Here is a 20071-nt window from a genome sequence, read left to right on the forward strand (position 1 = left end):
ATGAACAGACCCCTCGCGCTAGTCACCGCACTCGCCTTCCTCAGCGGCTGCCAAACCTTCGCCCCCAGCGAGCCGGACGGTACGCCGCCGGTGCAGGAAGCCGACCAGACCACCCAACTGGAACCGAGCGAATACGGCTCGTTCAGCCAGGAAACCCTGTTCGCCCTGCTCACCGCCGAACTGGCCGGGCAGCGCAACCGCTTCGACATCGCCCTCGGCAACTACGTGCAGCAGGCCCAGGCCACCGGCGATGCCGGTGTCGCCGAGCGCGCCTTCCGCATCGCCGAATACCTCGGTGCCGAACAGGCAGCGCTGGACACCGCGCTGATCTGGGCCGAGAACGCGCCGAGCAACATCGACGCGCAGCGCGCCGCCGCCGTGCAGTTGGCCCGTGCCAGTCGCTATGACGAATCCATGGTGTTCATGGAAAGCGTGCTCAAGCGCCAGGGCGACACCCATTTCGATTTCCTCGCACTGTCCGCCGCGGAAACCGACCCGGACACCCGCGCCGGCCTGCTGCAAGGGTTCGACCGCCTGCTGACCAAGCACCCGGACAACAGCCAGCTGCTGTTCGGCAAGGCCATTCTGCTGCAGCAGGACGGCCGCGCCGAAGAGGCCCTGGAGCTGCTCGAAGCGCAACCGGCCAGCCAGACCGAGGTGTCGCCGCTGCTGCTGCGCGCACGCCTGCTGCAAAGCCTGAAACGTGGCGACGAAGCCCTGCCCCTGCTGCAGAAAGGCATTCGCAAACACCCGGACGACAAGCGCCTGCGCCTGACCTACGCCCGCCTGCTGGTCGAGCAGGACCGTCTCGACGACGCCAAGGGCGAGTTCTCCAAACTGGTGCAGGAAAACCCCAACGACGACGACCTGCGTTTCTCCCTGGCCCTGGTGTGCCTGGAGGCCGAGGCCTGGGAAGAGGCCATCGTCTACCTGGAAGAACTGATCGAGCGCCGCAGCCACGTCGACGCCGCGCATTTCAACCTCGGCCGCGCCTACGAGGCGCTGGAAGACATCAACAGTGCGCTGCAGGAATACAGCCTGGTCGGCCCGAGCAACGATTACCTGCCAGCCCAGCAGCGCCAGGCCGAACTGCTGCTGCGCCAGCAGCGTACCGAGGAAGCCCGCGCACGTCTGGCCAAAGCCCGCGATGCCCAGCCCGACTACGCCATCCAGCTGTACCTGATCGAGGCCGAAGGCCTGAGCAACAGGCGCCAGATCGAACCGGCCTGGAGCGCGATCAACCAGGGCCTGGAACAGTTCCCCAACGACCTGAACCTGCTCTATACCCGCGCCATGCTGGCGGAAAAACGCGACGATCTGGGCCAGCTGGAAACCGATCTGCGCTACATCCTCGAGCGCGAGCCGGACCACGCCATGGCGCTGAACGCGCTGGGCTATACCCTGGCCGACCGCACCACGCGCTACGAGGAAGCCCGTGAACTGATCGAAAAGGCGCACCAGCTTAGCCCGCAGGACCCGGCCATTCTCGACAGCCTGGGTTGGGTCAACTACCGCCTGGGCAACCTGGAAGAAGCCGAGCGCCTGCTGCGCCAGGCCCTGGAGAAATTCCCCGACCATGAGGTGGCGGCCCACCTCGGCGAGGTGCTCTGGGCCCAGGGCAAGCAGCGCGAAGCCCGCCGCGTCTGGCGCGACGCCCTCGCCGAAACGCCCGACAGCACCATTCTGCGCGACACGCTGTTGCGCCTGACCGGCTCCGAGACCCTTTGATGCTTCGTCACCTCCTAGTTTTCAGTCTCATCGCCCTGCTCGCCGGTTGCGCCGGCCTTACCTCGCGCGAAGCGCTGGAAGGCCAGGGCAACCCCGCCCAGTGGCAAGTCCACAAACAGCAGATCAGCCAGCTCGACGGCTGGCAGATCAACGGCAAGATCGGCATTCGCGCCCCGCAGGACTCCGGCAGCGCCACCCTGTTCTGGCTGCAGCGTCAGGACTACTACGACATTCGCCTCTCCGGCCCGCTCGGAGGCGGTGCCGCCCGCCTGACCGGCCGTCCCGGCGACATCCTGCTGGAAGTGTCCAACCGCGGCCGCTTCAAGGCCGAGTCCCCGGAGGCCCTGCTGCGCGAGCAACTGCGCCTGGACCTGCCGGTGTCCAACCTGCTCTGGTGGATTCGCGGCCTGCCCGCCCCCGACAGCCGCAGCCGCCTGACCCTCGACGCCGACAGCCACCTGGCGCGCCTGGAGCAGGACGGCTGGCAGGTGGAGTACCAGCGCTATGTCGAACAGAACGGCTACGCCCTGCCGGAGCGCCTGAAGCTCTATGGCCAGGACCTGGAAGTGACCCTGGTGATCAAAGACTGGCAGCCGCGTCAGTTGGGGCAGTAGGCCGGATTCAACCCGGGAAAGACGCCTCGATGCCGCTCACCTAGGGACATACGCGCCCTGCTCCCCTCTCCCATTTATGGGAGAGGGGTTGGGGGAGAGGGTCAAACACTCCGCGCCACTGAAAGCCCCCTCTCCCCAAAGGGGCGAGGGGATTGATTGCGCTTGGCAGACGATTATGTGAAAAGCATTACCCCCTACAACACCCGGATTTCATCACGGCTACGAACGCCCACCAACGACATCGCCATGACCAGCACCGCCGTTCCCGCCCACGCCGAACTGATCCTGCCCGCCCCGGCCAAGCTCAACCTGATGCTGCATATCCTTGGCCGCCGTGCCGATGGCTATCACCAGCTGCAGACCCTGTTCCAGTTCCTCGACCACGGCGACGAGCTCGGCTTCAGCGTTCGCCAGGACGGCGAGATTCGCCTGCATACACCCATCGACGGCATACCGCACGACAGCAACCTGATCGTGCGCGCGGCCAAAAGACTGCAGGAAGCGTCCGGCACAGCACTGGGCGCCGATATCTGGCTGGACAAGCGCCTGCCCATGGGCGGCGGCATCGGCGGCGGCAGCTCGGACGCCGCCACCACCCTGCTCGGCCTCGACCACCTGTGGCACACCCGCCTGGGCGAAGAGCGCCTGGCCGAACTGGGCCTGGCCCTGGGCGCCGACGTGCCGGTATTCGTGCGTGGCCGCGCGGCCTTCGCCGAGGGCGTCGGCGAGCTTCTGACACCGGTGGAACTGGAGGAACCCTGGTTCCTCGTCGCCGTACCGCAAGTCTTTGTAAGCACAGCAGAAGTTTTCGGCGCGCCCGAGTTGACACGCGATACGCCGCCCATTAAAGTTCGCAGCCTTCTTGCGGGGGGTGGTCGAAACGACTGCCAACCGGTGGTCGAGAAGCGTTATCCAGAGGTTCGTAACGCTTTGATCTTGTTGAACAAATTTGTTTCAGCTAGATTGACCGGCACTGGAGCTTGCATATTTGGGAGCTTCCCAAATCGGGACGATGCTGATAAAGTCGCCCGCCAACTTCCAGGCACTCTGCCGAGCTTTGTCGCTCAAGGTCGCAACATCTCGATGCTGCACCGCAGGCTCCAAGCATTGGCCAAGAAGTGAATGCTCAGCATTCGGTTATACGATACAGGGGCGTCGCCAAGCGGTAAGGCAGCAGGTTTTGATCCTGCCATGCGTTGGTTCGAATCCAGCCGCCCCTGCCATAACCTCCCTCGGGAGGCATCGCAAACCGGGTCAAACAGCATTCGACACAGAATATAGGGGCGTCGCCAAGCGGTAAGGCAGCAGGTTTTGATCCTGCCATGCGTTGGTTCGAATCCAGCCGCCCCTGCCATTTTCCATACCCATCCAGGTATACCCCAGCCGGCAGGTACTGCGCGTGTCCAAGATGATGGTCTTCACGGGGAACGCAAACCCCGATCTGGCGCGACGGATCGTTCGTCAGCTGCACATCCCCCTCGGCGATGCTTCGGTCGGTAAGTTCTCCGACGGCGAAGTCATGATCGAAATCAACGAAAACGTCCGCGGCAAGGACGTGTTCCTGATTCAGCCGACCTGTGCACCCACCAACGACAACCTGATGGAGCTGGTAGTGATGGCCGACGCCTTCCGCCGTTCCTCGGCTACCCGCATCACCGCGGTCATCCCCTACTTCGGTTACGCCCGCCAGGATCGCCGTCCGCGTTCCGCTCGCGTGGCGATCAGCGCCAAAGTCGTGGCCGACATGCTCACCGTGGTCGGTATCGACCGCGTGCTGACCGTCGACCTGCACGCTGACCAGATCCAGGGCTTCTTCGACATTCCGGTGGACAACATCTACGGCTCCCCGGTCCTGGTCGACGACATCGAAGACCAGCGCTTCGACAACCTGATGATCGTCTCCCCCGATATCGGCGGCGTCGTTCGTGCCCGCGCCGTGGCCAAGAGCCTGGGCGTCGACCTGGCGATCATCGACAAGCGTCGCGAGAAGGCCAACCAGTCCGAAGTGATGCACATCATCGGTGACGTGGAAGGCCGTACCTGCATCCTGGTCGACGACATGGTCGACACCGCCGGTACCCTGTGCCACGCCGCCAAGGCGCTGAAAGAGCGCGGCGCCGCCAAGGTCTACGCCTACTGCACCCACCCGGTGCTGTCCGGCCGTGCCATCGAGAACATCGAGAATTCCGTCCTGGACGAGCTGGTGGTCACCAACACCATCCCGCTGTCCGCTGCGGCGCAGTCCTGCTCGCGCATTCGCCAGCTCGACATCGCCCCGGTCGTCGCCGAAGCGGTTCGCCGCATCAGCAACGAAGAATCGATCAGCGCGATGTTCCGTTAAGGAACCCGCTGACGTAATGCGCCCCGCCTCGTGCGGGGCTTTTTGCCCTACCGCCCGAGGCTGGTCGCAAGCCATAAGGCGGTTTGGTTATTTTGGAGAAATGAAATGACTGATTTTGCCCTGAATGCCGAAGTGCGTTCCGACCTGGGGAAAGGTGCGAGCCGCCGCCTGCGTCGTAACGTGTCCATGGTTCCTGCCGTGATCTACGGTGGCGACAAGGCCCCGCAATCCATCAGCCTGCTGGCCAAAGACCTGGCCAAGCTGCTGGAAAACGAAGCCGCTTTCAGCCACGTTCTGGCTGTCAACGTTGCCGGTGCTACCGAAAACGTCGTGATCAAGGCCCTGCAGCGCCACCCGGCCAAAGGCTTCGTCCTGCACGCTGACTTCCAGCGCGTCGTTGCCGGCCAGAAGCTGACCGCCCACGTACCGCTGCACTTCATCAACGAAGCAACCGCCGTTGGCGTGAAGCAGCAGGGTGGCGAGATCTCCCACACCATCAACGAAGTCGAAGTTTCCTGCCTGCCGAAAGACCTGCCGGAATTCATCGAAGTCGACATGGCTGCCGTAGAAGTTGGCCAGACCGTCCACATGTCCGACCTGAAGCTGCCGAAAGGCGTTGAGCTGGTTGCTCTGGCTCACGGTAACGACCTGGCTGTCTCCAACATTCACGCTTCCCGCGTGAAGGCTGAAGACGAAGGCGCTGCCGAGTAATCGCAGCGCGGAACCCGCCCGGCAGGCGATCACGCCGGGCGATTTCCTCGAAAGGGCTCCTGTATGACTGCCGTACAACTGATCGTTGGCCTGGGTAACCCCGGCCCCGAATACGACCAGACCCGGCACAATGCAGGGGCCCTTTTCGTTGAGCGCGTGGCCGAGAGCCAGCGCGTCAACCTTGCTGTCGATCGCAAGTATTTCGGCCTGGTGGGCAAGTTCAACCACCAGGGGCGCGAAGTTCGTCTGCTCATCCCCACCACCTACATGAACCGCAGCGGCCAGTCCGTGGCGGCCTTGGCCAATTTCTTCAAGATCAAACCCGAAGAGATCCTGGTGGCCCACGACGAACTCGACATGCCACCCGGCATCGCCAAGCTCAAGCAGGGCGGCGGCCACGGCGGGCACAACGGCCTGCGCGACATCATCGCCCAGCTCGGCAACCAGAATAACTTCCATCGCCTGCGGCTCGGCATCGGCCATCCGGGGCACGCCAGCCTGGTCTCCGGCTACGTGCTCGGACGCGCCCCACGCAGCGAACAGGAACTGCTTGATCAGAGCATCGACTTCGCCTTGGACGTCCTGCCGGAAATACTCGCCGGCGACTGGACCGTGGCCATGCGCAAACTGCATAGCCAGAAGGCCACCAAGTAACCACCTTTCCCCCGAGGGACACATCATGGGATTCAACTGCGGCATCGTCGGCCTGCCCAACGTCGGCAAGTCCACCCTGTTCAACGCCCTCACCAAATCCGGCATCGCCGCAGAAAACTTCCCCTTCTGCACCATCGAGCCGAACAGCGGCATCGTGCCCATGCCCGACCCGCGCCTGGATGCCCTGGCCGAGATCGTCAAGCCCGAGAAGGTCATCCCCACCACCATGGAATTCGTCGACATTGCCGGCCTGGTGGCGGGCGCGTCGAAAGGTGAAGGCCTGGGCAACAAGTTCCTCGCCAACATCCGCGAGACGGATGCGATTGCGCATGTGGTGCGCTGCTTCGAAGACGAGAACGTCATTCACGTCGCTAACAGCGTCGACCCCAAGCGCGACATCGAGATCATCGACCTGGAACTGATCATGGCCGACCTCGACAGCTGCGAGAAGCAACTGCAGCGCGTCGCTCGTACCGCCAAGGGTGGCGACAAGGAATCCGTAGCGCAGAAGGCCCTGCTGGAAAAGCTCATCCCCCACCTCACCGAAGGCAAGCCGGCGCGCAGCCTGCTCAAGGACCTGGGTGACGACGAGAAGCGCCTGGCCAGGACCTTCCACCTGCTCACCACCAAGCCGGTGATGTACATCGCCAACGTCGCCGAAGACGGCTTCGAGAACAACCCGCACCTCGACGTGGTGAATGCCATCGCCAAGGAAGAAGGCGCCATCGTCGTGCCGGTGTGCAACAAGATCGAAGCCGAGATCGCCGAACTGGACGATCTCGAAGAGATGCAGATGTTCCTCGAAACCATGGGCATGGAAGAGCCGGGCCTGAACCGCGTGATCCGCGCCGGTTACTCGCTGCTCAACCTGCAGACCTACTTCACCGCCGGCGTGAAGGAAGTGCGCGCCTGGACCGTGCGCGTCGGCGCCACCGCCCCGCAGGCTGCTGCCGTGATCCACACCGACTTCGAGAAAGGCTTCATCCGCGCCGAAGTGGTCGCCTACGACGACTTCATCGCCTACAAGGGCGAAGGCGGTGCCAAGGAAGCCGGCAAATGGCGCCTGGAAGGCAAGGACTACATCGTCAAGGACGGCGACGTAATGCACTTCCGCTTCAACGTCTGACCCTAGAGAGCCATTTCTCAGCATTTCACAAGATTGCTTAGAACCCAGAAAGAAGCGCTAGAACCCCGGAAATTCCGGGGTTTTTCGTTTCTATGGATTGCATGAGATTGCCCGACCTTGCTCGCGTAAAGTGACTACGCTGGTGTATACGGAGATTGGACGAGGCGACAGATGGTGTATATGATCCTTCTGTCGTTCCTCATTGCCGATCTCGTGACACCGTGCTGACAGATGCCCACTGCCGTGCTGCCAAACCGAAGGAGCAGCTCTACCGCCTGAATGACCTTCGCGGCCTTTACCTCGAAGTGAAGCCCAATGGGGTGAAGGCTTGGCGCTACCGCTTCAAGCTGGGCGGTAAGGGGTCGTGGTTTGCGCTGGGCGACTACCCCACCGTCAGCCTTGCCGAAGCGCGGGACAAGTGCGAGGAAGCGCGGAAGCTGGTCAAGCAAGGCATCAACCCCGTCCAGCATCGGCAGCTTGAGCGCCTCAAGCGCGAACAGGATTCCGCCAATACCTTTGAGACCGTTGCCAAAGAGTGGCTGGCTCTGCGGGACTGGGAAGACATCACCAAGAAACGCCGCCTGGACATGCTGGAGCGGGTGGTCTTCCCCAGCATCGGCAAGCTCCCGGTGCGCGACATCACCTCGGCGCACGTTCTCGACATCCTCACCAAGACCGTGAAGCGCGGTGCGCCGACCGTTGCCGCCGAAGCCAAACGCACCATGTCCGGCATCTTCGAATTGGCGGTCGCCACCTTGCGGGCAGACAACGATCCTGTCTGGCCCGTCCGCAAGGCGCTGCCCGCCAACAAGACGCAGCACAAGACGGCGCTGACCACCGCGCAGATCGGCAAGCTGCTCAACGACTTCGACAACCACCGCTGCGGCTATCAGGTCAATTTCTGCATCCAGTTGATGTGGTGGACACTGGCACGCCCGAGCGAGACAGCAGAGGCGGAATGGGCTGAATTTGATCTCGATGCGGCGCTTTGGACGATCCCAGCCCGGCGCATGAAAGCCCGCCGCGAGCATGTTGTGCCGCTGCCGTCGCAAGCCGTAGACATGCTGCGCCGCCTGCACGCCATCAGCGGCGACCGGACGCACCTCTTTCCCGGCAGGGATGACCGCAACAGGCCGATGTCGGTGCATTCGATCCGGCAGGCGCTCAAGGTGCTGGGCTGGAGCGGCACCTACAGCCCACACGGCACCAGAACCACAGGCAGCACCCGTCTGAACGAGATGGGCTACCGCGCCGACGCCATCGAAGCGCAGCTTGCCCATTCAGAACCAAACTCGGTACGCCGTACCTATAACCATGCCACCTACCTCGAAGAGCGGCGGGACATGATGCAGGCATGGGCAGACAAGCTCGAAATCTGGAAGCGGGAGAGCACAGGTGAAGTCAGTAGAACATAGTGAGTACCTGCCCGACACGGAGGCAGGACGCTCACTATTCAGGGAGCGCCTGATTGCAAAAATTCAGCAACATCGCGATTTCAAGGCGCTGCCACACGAAATTCAGTCGAACTTCTTTGAGAAGTTAGCTGAACTCACCCTCTTCGGCACCAACAACTGTTCGGTGGAGACACACAGCCCAAGGACACGCAAGCTTGAAAAATTGGCCGACAGTTATCGCCGGGTTGCCAATAGCATTGCGCTGCTTTCGGAAATAGATGAGCTGCTGCTCGATGATGCCTTTCAACACAGCATGCCTTTGCAACAGCAAAAGAAACTGATGCGACAGCTGGCTGCCCAAGTTGATGAGCTGATAGGCGGGATGCGGCAGACGTCTACCAGCACATCTGAGCGGCTTTTGCTAGGTCTGCAGGGTGCGAGCTTGCTGAATCAACTGGGCAAGTTGGGAGTTGCCTGCAAAATCAATAATGACTTTCAGACAATCACCAAAGATGCTGCAGAGCAGCGCGACGCAAGCAAGCAAACACAGCGCTTGATGCCAGATTTGTCGCAGAGCATGACACTTGCCATGCTCTGCGCCATGCTCATTCTCTTCAACAACGGGCAGCTCGTTGAATGGAGCTACTGCCGCAGACTGTTGCTGGAAGGGAAAAGGGTTTCCAGGTAAGCGGCAGACTGAACCAATCTTCCAGCATCAGTATTTGGCTCAAGGCAACAGTGGCAACCCCAACTCAGCCAGATACTGATTGTGGCGCGCCTTGGCATCTGCAATCTTCTTCTCGGTGGCAACCAGGTCGGCATGAACCGCTGCCAGGTCGATCTCTTCCTCAGTTTGCGCGGTGCTCACATAGCGCGAGATGTTCAGGTTGTAATCGTTCTTCTCGATTTCTTCCATGCTCACCCGGCGCGAGTAACGCGGCGCTTCCTTGCGGTAGCGGTAGGTGTCGATAATTTGGTCAATGTGCTCCGGCAAGAGCTGGTTCTGGCGTTTGCCCTTCTCATAATGCTCGGCGGCATTGATGAACAGCACGTCGTCCGGCTTCTTGCACTTTTTCAGCACCAGGATGCACACCGGTATGCCAGTGGAGAAGAACAGGTTGGCTGGTAGGCCGATCACGGTGTCGATGTGCCCATCCTTGAGCAGTTTGGTGCGAATGCGCGCCTCGGCCCCACCCCGGAACAGCACACCGTGGGGCAGGATGATCGCCATCACACCGTCTTGCTTGAGGAAATGGAAGCCATGTAGCAGGAAGGCAAAGTCAGCGGCGGACTTCGGTGCCAGGCCGTAATTCTTGAAGCGCACGTCTTCGCCCAGCGCCTCGCTTGGCTCCCAGCGGTAGCTGAACGGCGGGTTGGCCACCACCGCGTCGAACTTCGGCATTTTGGCCGGATTGGTCTCGCGCAACATATCCCACTCGTTGAGCAGGGTATCGCCATGGAAAATCTCGAACTCCGAGTCCTTCACCCCGTGCAGCAGCATGTTCATGCGAGCTAGGTTGTAGGTGGTGATGTTCTTTTCCTGGCCGTAAATCTTACCAATGCCGTGCGGCCCCATCAGGCGGCGCACGTTGAGCAGCAAGGAGCCCGAGCCGCAGGCAAAGTCGAAAACGCTATCCAGATGCGAGCGCTTGCCGGTGGCTGGCTCCTGGCTGTCCAGCGTGACGATGGCCGACAGGATGTCTGAAATGCGCTGCGGCGTGTAGAACTCGCCGGCCTTTTTGCCCGAGCCTGCCGCAAACTGGCCGATCAGGTACTCGTAGGCATCACCCAGCGTGTCACTGTCAGTAGAGAACTGCCCCAGCCCCTTGGCGATCTCGGCGATGATCTTGCACAGGCGGGCATTGCGCTCGATGTAGGTCTTGCCCAGCTTGTCCGACGCCAGATTGATCTCTGAGAACAAGCCACGGAAGGTGCTGGCGAAGGACTCTTCCTCGATGTACTTGAAGCCTTTCTGCAAGGTATGCAGCAGCTCGGCATCCTGCGTGCGCGCCATCTCGGCGATGTTGCCCCACAGGTATTGGGGTTCGATAACGTAATGCACCTTGCGGCGCATCTGCTTCTCGAATTCGGGTACGTCGTCCAGATTTTCCTCGTACCACGCTTGAAGTGGCGTATTCACGCCGGTCTGCCTCAACACATCGGAAGGAAGCTCTGGATAGTCCGCCCCCAGCTCCTTTTGCGCGGCGGCCTCGTAGTTGTCCGACAGATAGCGCAGGAAGAGAAAAGCCAGCATATAGTCGCGGAAGTCGTCCGCATTCATCGCGCCACGCAGCTGGTCGGCGATGGCCCAGAGGGTCTTGCCCAGTTTTTGTTTTTCGAACTCAGTCATGGGGTACCTGCTGTTGCAACCTCAGAAACTTGAGGGAACAAATCGGGATTGAAGGGGTAGCGATTCAGGAAATCGTTCAGAATCTTCTTGAAGTAAGCCTTGTTCTCATCGAGCATCTGCTGCGGCTCATACAGCGAGTAGTTGCCGTGGCTGAGGATGTTGATCAAACGGGCGTGCAAAACGCCGTCCGGATCATCATCGTCTTGCTTGATGCAGGCCGAGAAGTACTTGTGCCCGTGGAAGCTGGCCGTCTTTTCCAGAATCGTGCGCAGCATGTTGAAGTGGTGCGTGAACAAACGGTCTTCCTGCACGGCCTGATAGAGTTCCGCCAAGGCCGCAACGTGGTGGAAGAAGGGCGTATCGCCCTCTTCGGGCCGCAGCAGATAGCCGCCGTTAGCCGGGTGCTTGTTAATCACATAGCGGCGCGCCTTGCCCAGCTCGTTACAGAGCACATTGAAAAACAAGGTGTGGTGCGTGGAGAGCACTGTCCTGAGCCGATTGTCCTGCCGCTTGAGCAACTGCGCCAAGTGATTGGCGACGGCGATGGCGTTGTGTTCATCCAGCGACGAGATCGGATCGTCGATATACAGGTACTTCACCCATTGGTACGCCTCGATATCGGCGTCCATCGCCAGTTCCACCACCGCCAGGAAAAAACACCAGATGAAGATGTTTTCCTCGCCGCGTGACACCTTGATGTTGTCAACGGTCTGGCCATCCGCCAAGCGCGAAAAGCGCACCGCCCACTCTGGGCCCTCGGTGTCGATCCGGAAGTCGAAATCCGCGTAACGCCGCAGCAATGGGCGAATGCGGTTATCCATCTCCAGATCGAACAGCCCCTGAAAGAATCGCGAATCCCTGTTGAGCAGCAAGCGCCTGTCCGCATCGCCTGCCAGATCGTTGTTCCAGTGAAACAGGTCTTCAGTGAAGGCGTTGAAATACAGGGTATCGCGGGCCTCGGCCTGTTTGCCCATGTCCTTGAAGGCCATGGACAGCCGCGTCTTGCCCGTGCCGTTGTAGGCATAGAGCAGGATGGTCTTCTTGTTCTCCAGCTCGCTGCGCAGATGAGCGGCCAGCGCGGGCAGGTCGGTGAATGGCTGGCCCGGCCTCATGCAGGCACCTCATCGAGCACCGGGAACAACTGCTGTATCAGGCCCTTCTTGTGGATCTTGATGGCGTCGATTTTCTGGCTTTGGGCGGTAATGAGGTCGTCGAGGGAGGATAGACAATCGGAAACGGCCTGTTGCTCATCATCATCTTGTGGAACAGGCACTGGGATCGTATCGAGCATCGCGCGGTTCAGTTTGGGCTGGGCCATACCCGTTAGATAATCCTCAAGGGAAATCGAATTCAGGTAATCCTCGACAATCTTCTGAACGCACTTACTATCAAATCTCAAGACATGTGCATGGTTATTAACCCATGTTTTCCCTGAGATGGAAAATGCAATCGGTGCCGTCCTTGCTCGCAAATTAGCCCCATCCTCTGAGATGCAAAGTAGGTCTTCGTCGAAGATAAAGTCGCGAATGTAATCAACTATCCCAGAGGCTCCGTAATAAGGGATATTTCCCTTGGTGCGATCTTTTTCGGTTACTGGGACCCGGCGATTATCCAAGTTCTCTGCTAGTTCTGCCAATGTCTTAGTCGCCCACTCCCCCGCCTCCCGAAACTCCGGAAACCGCAGCCGTGGCACGGCTTCGCCTTCGCGGGGGAAAAGCTGCTGCATCAGGCCCTTTTTGTGGGTCTTGAGGGTGTCGAGCTTTTGGGTTTCCGCCGCGATCAGATCATCCAGCGAAGACAGGCAGTCAGCGATTTTTTGTTGTTCTGCATGGCTTGGCACTGGAATTGCCACGCCATAAAAAGCCTCCTTACTGATATTGAGCAGTCCATTGCTCCTTGCTCCGCTTGTAATGTGCTTTCTCAGCTGGATGCCATGCACATTCCGTTCAAAGCATTGACGATAAAAGCCATTCTCGTATCCATTTTTCAAGCGAAAGCAGATAAAAACATTAGGTGCTGCAACTTCACCCCAACCTTGAAGATCGTATACGCAACCTTGTGGGAACTTGAGAGAGTTCCCCTTGTTATAAACAAAGTCACCATCACGCACTACGGTGTATAGCTTGTATTGGCTCCCGGAAATATCCCGTCCAAATTTCTCTGCCTGTGGTACAAAACCAATTCCGGCAGAGATACTCACCGGCGTGAGTTTTCGCTCGCCCACCCGTTCTTCAACCGGTTCAGATACTTCGCCCAATGTAGGACTTTGCCACTCGGCTGTATTCTTGAACTCAGGAAACCGTAACCGAGGCACCAAGGGCTGTTTTTTATTGCCACTCATGCCGCTTGCTCCTGCGGCCGTTTCACGATGGCCTTGAACAGATTCCCCGCCCGGTCGTCGATGAGTTCAATCTGCGGCCAGGCCCGCAAGGCGCGCAGCAGGCCGCTGCCCAGTCCGCGATAGGGCAGCAGCTTGGCGGCAAAGGACGCCAGGATTGGGTTGCGCATATTGGAGTTGCCTGCCTTGATGTTTTCGATGGTCAGGTTATTGGGCAGATGACCGGGACTGATGATCTCGACCCGATCGGCAAACACCAGCACGCGCACCGGCGCGCTGATGAAGTAGTCGCGGTGGATGAGCGCGTTGGCGACCAGCTCTTCCCAGACGATGCGCGGAATCTCCGATTGGCCTTGGGAGTTGAAGCCCTGTTCACCCTGAGTGGCACGGGTGTTAGCGACGATGAAGCCGAGCGTCTGCTGGAATACATCGGCCAGCTTACCGGTGATGTCGCGGCTGTCGATGTAGCGCTGGTCTTCGATCTCATTGCCGACAAAAGCCACCGCCTTGACGATGAAGGCAGGCAGTGCGTACTGCGGCGCTTTGGCAAACAGCAGACTGCCCGCCACATTGAGCTGCCCGTGGTTCATCAGGTTCATGTTGGTCAAGAGCTGCGGCAGCGGTTGCTTGTGCTGGGCGAGCGGCTCGCCAAATTGCTGTTCGAAAAAGGTTGCGAAATAGGGCAGGTCCACATCGCCCGCGCTCAAGCCCGCCACGGGCGTTTCATCCGCATGTACCAGACCCGCCTGTTGGAACAGGCGCTGGATTTCTTCACGCGAGGTGGCTCGGCGCTTGTCCGAGCCGTTCTTTACCCAGATGGCGCCGTTCTTGTCCATGTAGGGTTTGCTGACGCCTTCCACAACGGTGACCACCATTACGGTGCCGTTGGGGTGCGGCACATTTTCGGTGAGCGGGTTCACCGCAGGCCGCACGTTTTGTGAGGCACTGTTGGAGATGAGCTGGTTCAGGCGGTCAATGTCCGCGTGAGACAAGCCCAGCACCGTGCCGTCGTTTTGCACGCCAATGAAAATCTGCCCGCCAGCGGTGTTGGCGAAGGCCACGATCTCCGCCGCCAGCGCGTCGGCATTGGTGAAGTTCTCTTTGAACTGATGGCGGCTGTCTTCGCCACGGCTCAAGCAGTCGATCAGTTCTGTGGTTTCCATAGGTTGTAAACCTCTTTGCGTCGGTTGAAGGCTTCCTGGCCTCCTTCCATGATGTTGATGATGGCGTCCTGCACCGGACGAGCGTCGATGCTGCCGCTTTGTACGGTGACTTGCTCATCCTGATAGCGGCAGGCATGCACTTGCTCCGCATCACCCAGCACCGGAAAGTTGGCGTTGTGGGTAGCGAAGATGAATTGGGCGTGAGGCTTCATCTCGCGCAGCAGCTTGATCACGTCGTCGTAGATGGTCTGGTTGTCCAGATCGTCTTCCGGCTGGTCAATGATGATCACGTCGTTCTGGCGCTGGCTGAGCACATATAGCAGCAACGCGGAAGCACGCTGCCCGAGCGAGTGGTGCTTGAGTTCCTTGCCGCGATAGCGAATGACGAAACGGTTGGGCACCTGCCAGGTGACGAACTCCGTCAGGTTCTGCATAAAGGTCTTTTCGAACACCTCCGGCGTGCTGCCCGCTTTTTTCAAGGCGTTTGGCAAATCACGCAGCAGGCCGCCGAAATCGGCATAGTCCTCCATCACGGCGCGCAGGGTGGTTTCGCGGATGTTGCTGCCCTTGAAGAGCTGCTGCATGAAGCCGATGGCGGCTTCCTTGTCGCCTTTGAAGTCGGCTTCGATCTGCAAGGCGGTATGGCCAGCGTTCACCCGATCCAGTTCGGCCTTGATGGCGTTGAACTCGCGCAGCCACAGGCCGTTGAGCTTGTCGATCTCGGCAAACAGTGCGTCGCGGATACTGCTTTGCTGGCTTTCCTGCTTGGCGAGCGCCTCCAGCATTTGCTCCGCCTTGGTTTTACGCTGCTGTTGGGTCAGGAAGTCATCCGGCTGGATGGCCGTCATGCCGGTCTGCTTGAGTTCCTGAGCCAGCTGACGTTCGACCTGGGCAAACTCTTCCTGAAGACTCTGGCGCGCGGCATCGAACTCGCCTTGTTTGAATTGAAGCCGGGAGGTAACAGCGCGGGCCTCCTGCTCGATTTGCTTGAGCTGATCGACTTTGGCAACGAGATTGGCAAATTCGGCGTAATAAGCCGTGAAGAAATCGGGGTTCTGCTTGGAGACGTAGCTCGTGGCATTACGCAGATCGTCTTCGTGCTCGGCGATCAATTGCCCCAAGGCGAGCACGAAGCTGTCTGCCCGCTCCTTCATGCGTGCCAGTGCACTGGCATCCTGCTGGAAGCCAAGGCGCTTTTGCAGCTTATCGGCAACCCCGTACTCTTCAAATTTCTTCAGTCGGAAGTTGGCATCGGTGAGCTGGGACTGGTAATCACGCCTGAGTTCGGCAGTATTGCTGAGCTTGAGCCAGCGCTGCGCAGCATCACGCACATGCTGGCGTTGGGTTTCGATTTCGTCTCGCAGTGTGCGGAGCTTTTCGCCCACCAGCTTTTCCACTAGATCGGTCTCGAAACCTTCGCCGGTGCTGGAAAGGTCTTTCTGCCCGAAGTAGATCGGACGGCGCAGCACAGTTTCCCGGATCGATACACCGGGCTGCAATTTGCCGTCCAGATAGACGTTCGGCGCTTCGCGAAAAATGCGGGAGATGGTGAATACCTGTCCGTATACGTCACAGGCCGTCAGCGTCACCTTGCCGCCGCTGCCCAGAGTGTGGCGGATCAGTTCATCCTTGTACTTGGTGTCCTGCGCCTTCTCCCCGCGAGGAATATCGAGGGCGTAGCGCACTGCTTCCAGAATGGAAGACTTGCCGCTGCCCCGGATGCCGATCAACGTGTTCAGTTCAGGCGAGAAATGCAGCGTTTTCCCGTCAAGGATGCCCCCATCAAAGTGAATGCTGCGGATGTGCGATGCGAGATGCTTGGGCGGCTCCGTGGCGACCCGCGAAGCAGAATCGCTCAGAGCAAACTTGACCGCCTCAAAGGACAGTTCACCCAATTTGAGGTAACAGGCTTTGCCCTGACCAATCTCTTCGATGCATTTGGCGTCGCAGCCTTCCAGTTCGGCGGGGTACCAGCCACCTAGATGCTGCTGCGTTTTAGTCCGGCAGGGTTTGCTTTTCTCTTGCAGCTTGTTGTACGTGCGTACCTTTTGGAAGCCCAACGTGCGACGGCGGAAGAATTCGTTCTGGCCCAGTTCGGCAAGACGCCCCCCGTCCAATTCGGCCCACAGTCCGCTCGGTGCTTCGACATGGGCAAAGACAAGGAAAAAGTCGCGGTGATAGCTTTCCAGCTTCTTGATGGTTTCCAACAGTGACAGAGAGGAACGCCCGTTTTCCTGCTCGTACTGGGCAGGGATTTTTCCTTCAAACGCAACGCCCAGGAAGGGGTTGATATGGTCATGACCATCGGCCAACCAGTCGTCGGAAAAAACAACCAAGGTGTGGATGCCATTGGCCCCGTCATTGACCGACAGCTCGACGCCGGGCAACAGCGCAATATCCTTCTTCTGCGCTGTCTTGCGCAGCGCTTTGAACTCCTCAAAATCGAACTTGTTGTGATTGGTGATGACGCCCAGCTGGATACCTGCTTTCTCCAGCGCGTTCACATAATTGCTGTTGTAGAAGTTGTCATCGCCTGTGTACTTGAACTCACGATCTGCGCGGGTGTGCAGATGGAAGTCCGCACGAACCCACTGCGCCCCCTGTGTAAAGACGGTTCCCATCATCGCCCCTCCTCATAGGCAGCCAAACCAGCAATCTCTCGACCCTGGGCGAGCTTGTGCAGCAGTGGTGTCAGCTCTTCCATCAGGGCCAACTCTTTCTGCGTGCGGGCTTTCCAGCCAAGTTCCAGCGGGGCCATCAACTCGGAGAGGCGTTCGCCATCGAAAATGCGGCGGCGCAAAATGTCATCGACAAAGGCTTGCAGCGCTGATGCGTCCAGTGTGTGGCGGTTGGCGAGATCGGTGAGTTCCCGTGTTTTTTTCTCTGCCTTGAAGCGGTCGAATCCGCTGCGGATTTGCTTTTCATCCAATGCTTCGTTGACCGGTAAGCCCCGGATGTACTCGGCAATGTCCTCACGCTCGTCGATGAACTTGGCATCGGACTGGATCAGGCCGATGAGCTGCTCACGGTTCATGGTGAGCTTGCCGGGCTTCTGCTGGGTCAGCTTGGCGATGAGGCTCATGATGTAGTCGTAGTCGATCACGCTTGAGGCGAAGAGCACGAATTCGAAATCAAGCTGCTGCACTTCTGGCGGAGCCTGATCGCCTTCCTTGCTCTGTATTTCTTTCAGACGCTTGGCGGTTTCCAGGTAGGTACTGCGGAAACTCTGCAACTGGTCGGGCGGCAGGACGGTGTCAATGTGCGCTTTCTGCTCGGGTGCCAAATCAGTGTACTGATCGAGCTGGGTTTTCAACCGCTGCACTTCCTTGAAACGGTTGACAAACTCGATGCGGGCGGTATCGCCCTTGAGGTTGTATACCGCCTCGGGTTCGCACACGAGGTTTTTGTCGGCCATGAAGCGCGACATGCCCGCCACGGCAGCTTCGTACTTGCGGATGACTTCTGCTGCGGATTCCACCAGCCAGATTTCACGCGGGTTGTCGATCTTCTCGCCGGAAAACAGTGCTATCGCGTCTTCGACCGACTTTTGCTGCTGACGGAAGTCGAGGATGTTGCCATAGGGCTTGCTGTCGTTCAGCACGCGATTGGTGCGCGAAAACGCCTGGATCAAGCCGTGATGCTTGAGGTTCTTATCCACGTATAGGGTATTGAGGTACTTGGAGTCGAAACCGGTGAGCAGCATGTCCACCACGATGGTGATGTCGATCTTTTGCGCGGCGGGGAGATCGCTGTTGGGATACTGCTGATCCTTGATGCGCTTTTGCACATCCTGGTAGTACAGGTCGAACTCGCTGATGCGATGGTTGGTGCCAAAGCGCGCGTTGTAATCGGTCACGATGCGCGTGAGCGCCGCCTTCTTGCCTTCGGGGTCTTGCTGGTTATCTTCTTTCTCTTGCGGCAGGTCTTCCTGAATCTGTTGTACGTCCTTGTTGCCCTCGGCAGGTGGAGAGAATACGCAGGCAATGTTCAGCGGACGGAACTCAGGGTCTTGCTCGGTCTTTTGTTTTTGAATCTCCGCGAACACTTCGAAATACTCGATGGCATCGTTGATGCTGGCCGTTGCCAACACCGCGTTGAACTTGCGGCCATTGGTCGCTGCATCGTGCTTGGCGAGAATGGTTTCAATGACCTTGGGCTTGGCCACACCTTCACCAGGCTTGGGAGGATTCTTGCCTTCGGGCTTGAAGTAATCCACGTGAAAGCGCAGGACGTTGCGATCCTCGATGGCGTGGGTGATGGTGTATTGATGCAGGCAACGCTGGAAGAGGTCGTCGGTCGTGCGGTAACTGGCCTGCTGACCTTCGATCTGCTGGTAGCTGGCGTTCTTCTCGAAGATGGGTGTGCCGGTAAAGCCAAAAAGCTGGGCGTTGGGGAAGAACTCCTTGATGGCTTTGTGGTTGTCGCCAAATTGTGAGCGGTGGCATTCATCAAAGATAAACACCATGCGCTGGTTGCGTAATGGCTCTAGCCGCTCCTTGTAGTTGCGCTTGTTGGCCCCATCCAGAGCCAGGCCCAGCTTCTGAATGGTGGTGACGATGACTTTATCGGCGTAGTCATCCGACAGTAGGCGGCGCACCAGTGTCTCGGTGTTGGTGTTCTCTTCGACGCAGCCTTCCTGAAAACGGTTGAATTCCTCGCGAGTCTGGCGATCCAGGTCTTTGCGATCCACCACAAACAGACACTTGTCGATGTCCGGATTGTCTTTGAGCAGGGTGGACGCCTTGAACGAAGTCAGCGTCTTGCCTGAGCCGGTGGTGTGCCAGATGTAGCCGTTGCCGCAATTCTGGTGGATGCACTCCACGATGGCTTTGACGGCATAGATTTGGTATGGCCGCATCATCAGCAGTTTCTGCTCGCTGGCCACCAGCACCATGTAGCGGCTGATCATTTGCCCTAGAGTGCACTTGGCCAGGTACTTCTCGGCAAAACTATCGAGCAGCGTGATTTTCTTGTTGTCTTCGCTGGCAAACTGGTAAACCGGCAAGAAGCGCTCATCTGCGTTGAAGCTGAAGTGCCGTGCGTTGTTGTTGGCGAAATACCAAGTGTCAGTGCGGTTGCTGACGATGAAGAGCTGCAGGAAGCACAGCAGTGTCTTGCTATACCCATTGCCGGGGTCAGTCTTGTAATCAACGATCTGCTGCATGGCCCGGCGCGGGCTGACCGCCAAGGTCTTCAGCTCGATTTGCACCACCGGTACGCCGTTGATGAGCAGCATCACGTCGTAGCGGTGATGGCTGTTGTCAGTGTTCATGCGCAACTGGTTGACGACCTCAAAGTCGTTCTTGCACCAGTCCCGGATGTTCACCAAGGTGTAGTTCAGCGGCGTACCATCGTCGCGCTCGAAGCTGTTGATGTTGCGAAGCCGCTGGGCAGCGGCGTAGACATCGGGTGTGATAATGCCGTCGAGCAAGCGTTGAAACTCGCTGTCAGTCAGGTGCACGCGGTTCAGCGCCTCGAACTTGGCTCGGAAGTTGGCTTCGAGCGCGGCACGGTCGCGAATGTCGGGGCGATAGGTGTACTTGAGGTCGCCGAGCTTGGCGATCAGATCGAGTTCGATTTGTTGTTCTGTGGTCGTCATGAACCTTGCCTCAAAGACCCAAACGGTTTGCTACCGCCGTTGTTCTGGCGGGG

The 20071-nt window shown here is 59.1% G+C and carries 15 protein-coding genes and 2 tRNA genes; 11 read left to right on the forward strand and 6 right to left on the reverse strand.

Annotation, left to right across the window (positions count from 1 at the left end):
* From L1F06_RS19760 to L1F06_RS19810, 11 genes are all read left to right on the forward strand, one after another.
* Nucleotides 1–1728, forward strand: coding sequence for a tetratricopeptide repeat protein (locus L1F06_RS19760; protein WP_129481792.1), 1728 nt, complete (start codon nucleotides 1–3; stop codon nucleotides 1726–1728).
* The gene (lolB, locus tag L1F06_RS19765) at nucleotides 1725–2342 is read left to right on the forward strand and encodes a lipoprotein insertase outer membrane protein LolB (protein WP_129481793.1); all 618 of its coding nucleotides are present in this window, start codon (nucleotides 1725–1727) and stop codon (nucleotides 2340–2342) included. The genes L1F06_RS19760 and lolB overlap by 4 nt, the downstream gene beginning before the upstream one ends.
* Before the next feature lie 246 nt (nucleotides 2343–2588).
* Complete coding sequence (gene ispE / locus L1F06_RS19770) at nucleotides 2589–3464, forward strand: 4-(cytidine 5'-diphospho)-2-C-methyl-D-erythritol kinase (RefSeq protein WP_129481828.1); 876 nt, start codon at nucleotides 2589–2591, stop codon at nucleotides 3462–3464.
* Between the two features lie 26 nt (nucleotides 3465–3490).
* Nucleotides 3491–3565 (forward strand) — tRNA-Gln (locus L1F06_RS19775).
* 56 nt (nucleotides 3566–3621) lie between these two features.
* Nucleotides 3622–3696: transfer RNA gene (locus L1F06_RS19780), tRNA-Gln, on the forward strand.
* 45 nt (nucleotides 3697–3741) lie between these two features.
* Nucleotides 3742–4683, forward strand: coding sequence for a ribose-phosphate pyrophosphokinase (locus L1F06_RS19785; protein ID WP_003244667.1), 942 nt, complete (start codon nucleotides 3742–3744; stop codon nucleotides 4681–4683).
* A gap of 105 nt (nucleotides 4684–4788) precedes the next feature.
* Nucleotides 4789–5394, forward strand: a complete 606-nt coding sequence (locus tag L1F06_RS19790; protein ID WP_003244665.1) for a 50S ribosomal protein L25/general stress protein Ctc — start codon at nucleotides 4789–4791, stop codon at nucleotides 5392–5394.
* 63 nt (nucleotides 5395–5457) lie between these two features.
* Nucleotides 5458–6048, forward strand: coding sequence for an aminoacyl-tRNA hydrolase (pth, locus tag L1F06_RS19795; RefSeq protein WP_129481794.1), 591 nt, complete (start codon nucleotides 5458–5460; stop codon nucleotides 6046–6048).
* A 25-nt stretch (nucleotides 6049–6073) separates the two neighbouring features.
* Nucleotides 6074–7174 carry a redox-regulated ATPase YchF gene (ychF, locus tag L1F06_RS19800; protein WP_129481795.1) on the forward strand — a complete coding sequence of 367 codons (1101 nt, stop codon included), beginning with the start codon at nucleotides 6074–6076 and terminating at the stop codon, nucleotides 7172–7174.
* Between the two features lie 221 nt (nucleotides 7175–7395).
* On the forward strand, nucleotides 7396–8589 hold the full coding sequence (locus L1F06_RS19805) for a tyrosine-type recombinase/integrase (RefSeq protein ID WP_033962716.1): 1194 nt from the start codon (nucleotides 7396–7398) through the stop codon (nucleotides 8587–8589).
* Complete coding sequence (locus L1F06_RS19810) at nucleotides 8570–9256, forward strand: hypothetical protein (protein WP_023109358.1); 687 nt, start codon at nucleotides 8570–8572, stop codon at nucleotides 9254–9256. The genes L1F06_RS19805 and L1F06_RS19810 overlap by 20 nt, the downstream gene beginning before the upstream one ends.
* A gap of 39 nt (nucleotides 9257–9295) precedes the next feature.
* On the opposite strand, the gene L1F06_RS19815 is transcribed toward L1F06_RS19810, so the two are convergent.
* The 6 genes from L1F06_RS19815 to L1F06_RS19840 are packed head-to-tail and all read right to left on the reverse strand — an operon-like array spanning nucleotide 9296 to nucleotide 20018.
* Nucleotides 9296–10918 (reverse strand): type I restriction-modification system subunit M, encoded by a 1623-nt coding sequence (locus L1F06_RS19815; protein ID WP_023109359.1) that lies wholly within the window; start codon nucleotides 10916–10918, stop codon nucleotides 9296–9298.
* Nucleotides 10915–12030, reverse strand: coding sequence for an AAA family ATPase (locus L1F06_RS19820; RefSeq protein WP_046720600.1), 1116 nt, complete (start codon nucleotides 12028–12030; stop codon nucleotides 10915–10917). Before L1F06_RS19820 ends, L1F06_RS19815 begins: the two co-directional genes overlap by 4 nt.
* Nucleotides 12027–13259 carry a restriction endonuclease subunit S gene (locus L1F06_RS19825; protein ID WP_047362881.1) on the reverse strand — a complete coding sequence of 411 codons (1233 nt, stop codon included), beginning with the start codon at nucleotides 13257–13259 and terminating at the stop codon, nucleotides 12027–12029. Before L1F06_RS19825 ends, L1F06_RS19820 begins: the two co-directional genes overlap by 4 nt.
* Nucleotides 13256–14419, reverse strand: coding sequence for an RNA/DNA-binding domain-containing protein (locus L1F06_RS19830; protein ID WP_043743047.1), 1164 nt, complete (start codon nucleotides 14417–14419; stop codon nucleotides 13256–13258). The genes L1F06_RS19825 and L1F06_RS19830 overlap by 4 nt, the downstream gene beginning before the upstream one ends.
* Entirely contained in the window at nucleotides 14401–17043 is a 2643-nt protein-coding gene (locus tag L1F06_RS19835) for a TrlF family AAA-like ATPase (RefSeq protein WP_023109363.1), read from the reverse strand. Before L1F06_RS19835 ends, L1F06_RS19830 begins: the two co-directional genes overlap by 19 nt.
* Nucleotides 17040–20018: a type I restriction endonuclease subunit R gene (locus L1F06_RS19840; protein WP_046720602.1), complete on the reverse strand. Its 2979-nt coding sequence runs from the start codon at nucleotides 20016–20018 to the stop codon at nucleotides 17040–17042. Before L1F06_RS19840 ends, L1F06_RS19835 begins: the two co-directional genes overlap by 4 nt.
* Nucleotides 20019–20071: the final 53 nt, after the last annotated feature.

It is taken from the genome of Pseudomonas hydrolytica (assembly GCF_021495345.1).
GTDB lineage: Bacteria > Pseudomonadota > Gammaproteobacteria > Pseudomonadales > Pseudomonadaceae > Aquipseudomonas > Aquipseudomonas hydrolytica.

What these genes read in the sequence shown, in the direction of transcription:
- L1F06_RS19760 (WP_129481792.1), top strand. Translation starts at nt 1, where the DNA reads ATGAACAGACCCCTCGCGCTAGTCACCGCACTCGCCTTCCTCAGCGGC.
- L1F06_RS19840 (WP_046720602.1), bottom strand. Translation starts at nt 20,018, where the DNA reads ATGACGACCACAGAACAACAAATCGAACTCGATCTGATCGCCAAGCTC.
- L1F06_RS19820 (WP_046720600.1), bottom strand. Translation starts at nt 12,030, where the DNA reads ATGAGGCCGGGCCAGCCATTCACCGACCTGCCCGCGCTGGCCGCTCAT.
- L1F06_RS19830 (WP_043743047.1), bottom strand. Translation starts at nt 14,419, where the DNA reads ATGGAAACCACAGAACTGATCGACTGCTTGAGCCGTGGCGAAGACAGC.
- L1F06_RS19815 (WP_023109359.1), bottom strand. Translation starts at nt 10,918, where the DNA reads ATGACTGAGTTCGAAAAACAAAAACTGGGCAAGACCCTCTGGGCCATC.
- pth (WP_129481794.1), top strand. Translation starts at nt 5,458, where the DNA reads ATGACTGCCGTACAACTGATCGTTGGCCTGGGTAACCCCGGCCCCGAA.
- ispE (WP_129481828.1), top strand. Translation starts at nt 2,589, where the DNA reads ATGACCAGCACCGCCGTTCCCGCCCACGCCGAACTGATCCTGCCCGCC.
- L1F06_RS19835 (WP_023109363.1), bottom strand. Translation starts at nt 17,043, where the DNA reads ATGATGGGAACCGTCTTTACACAGGGGGCGCAGTGGGTTCGTGCGGAC.
- L1F06_RS19825 (WP_047362881.1), bottom strand. Translation starts at nt 13,259, where the DNA reads ATGAGTGGCAATAAAAAACAGCCCTTGGTGCCTCGGTTACGGTTTCCT.
- ychF (WP_129481795.1), top strand. Translation starts at nt 6,074, where the DNA reads ATGGGATTCAACTGCGGCATCGTCGGCCTGCCCAACGTCGGCAAGTCC.
- L1F06_RS19790 (WP_003244665.1), top strand. Translation starts at nt 4,789, where the DNA reads ATGACTGATTTTGCCCTGAATGCCGAAGTGCGTTCCGACCTGGGGAAA.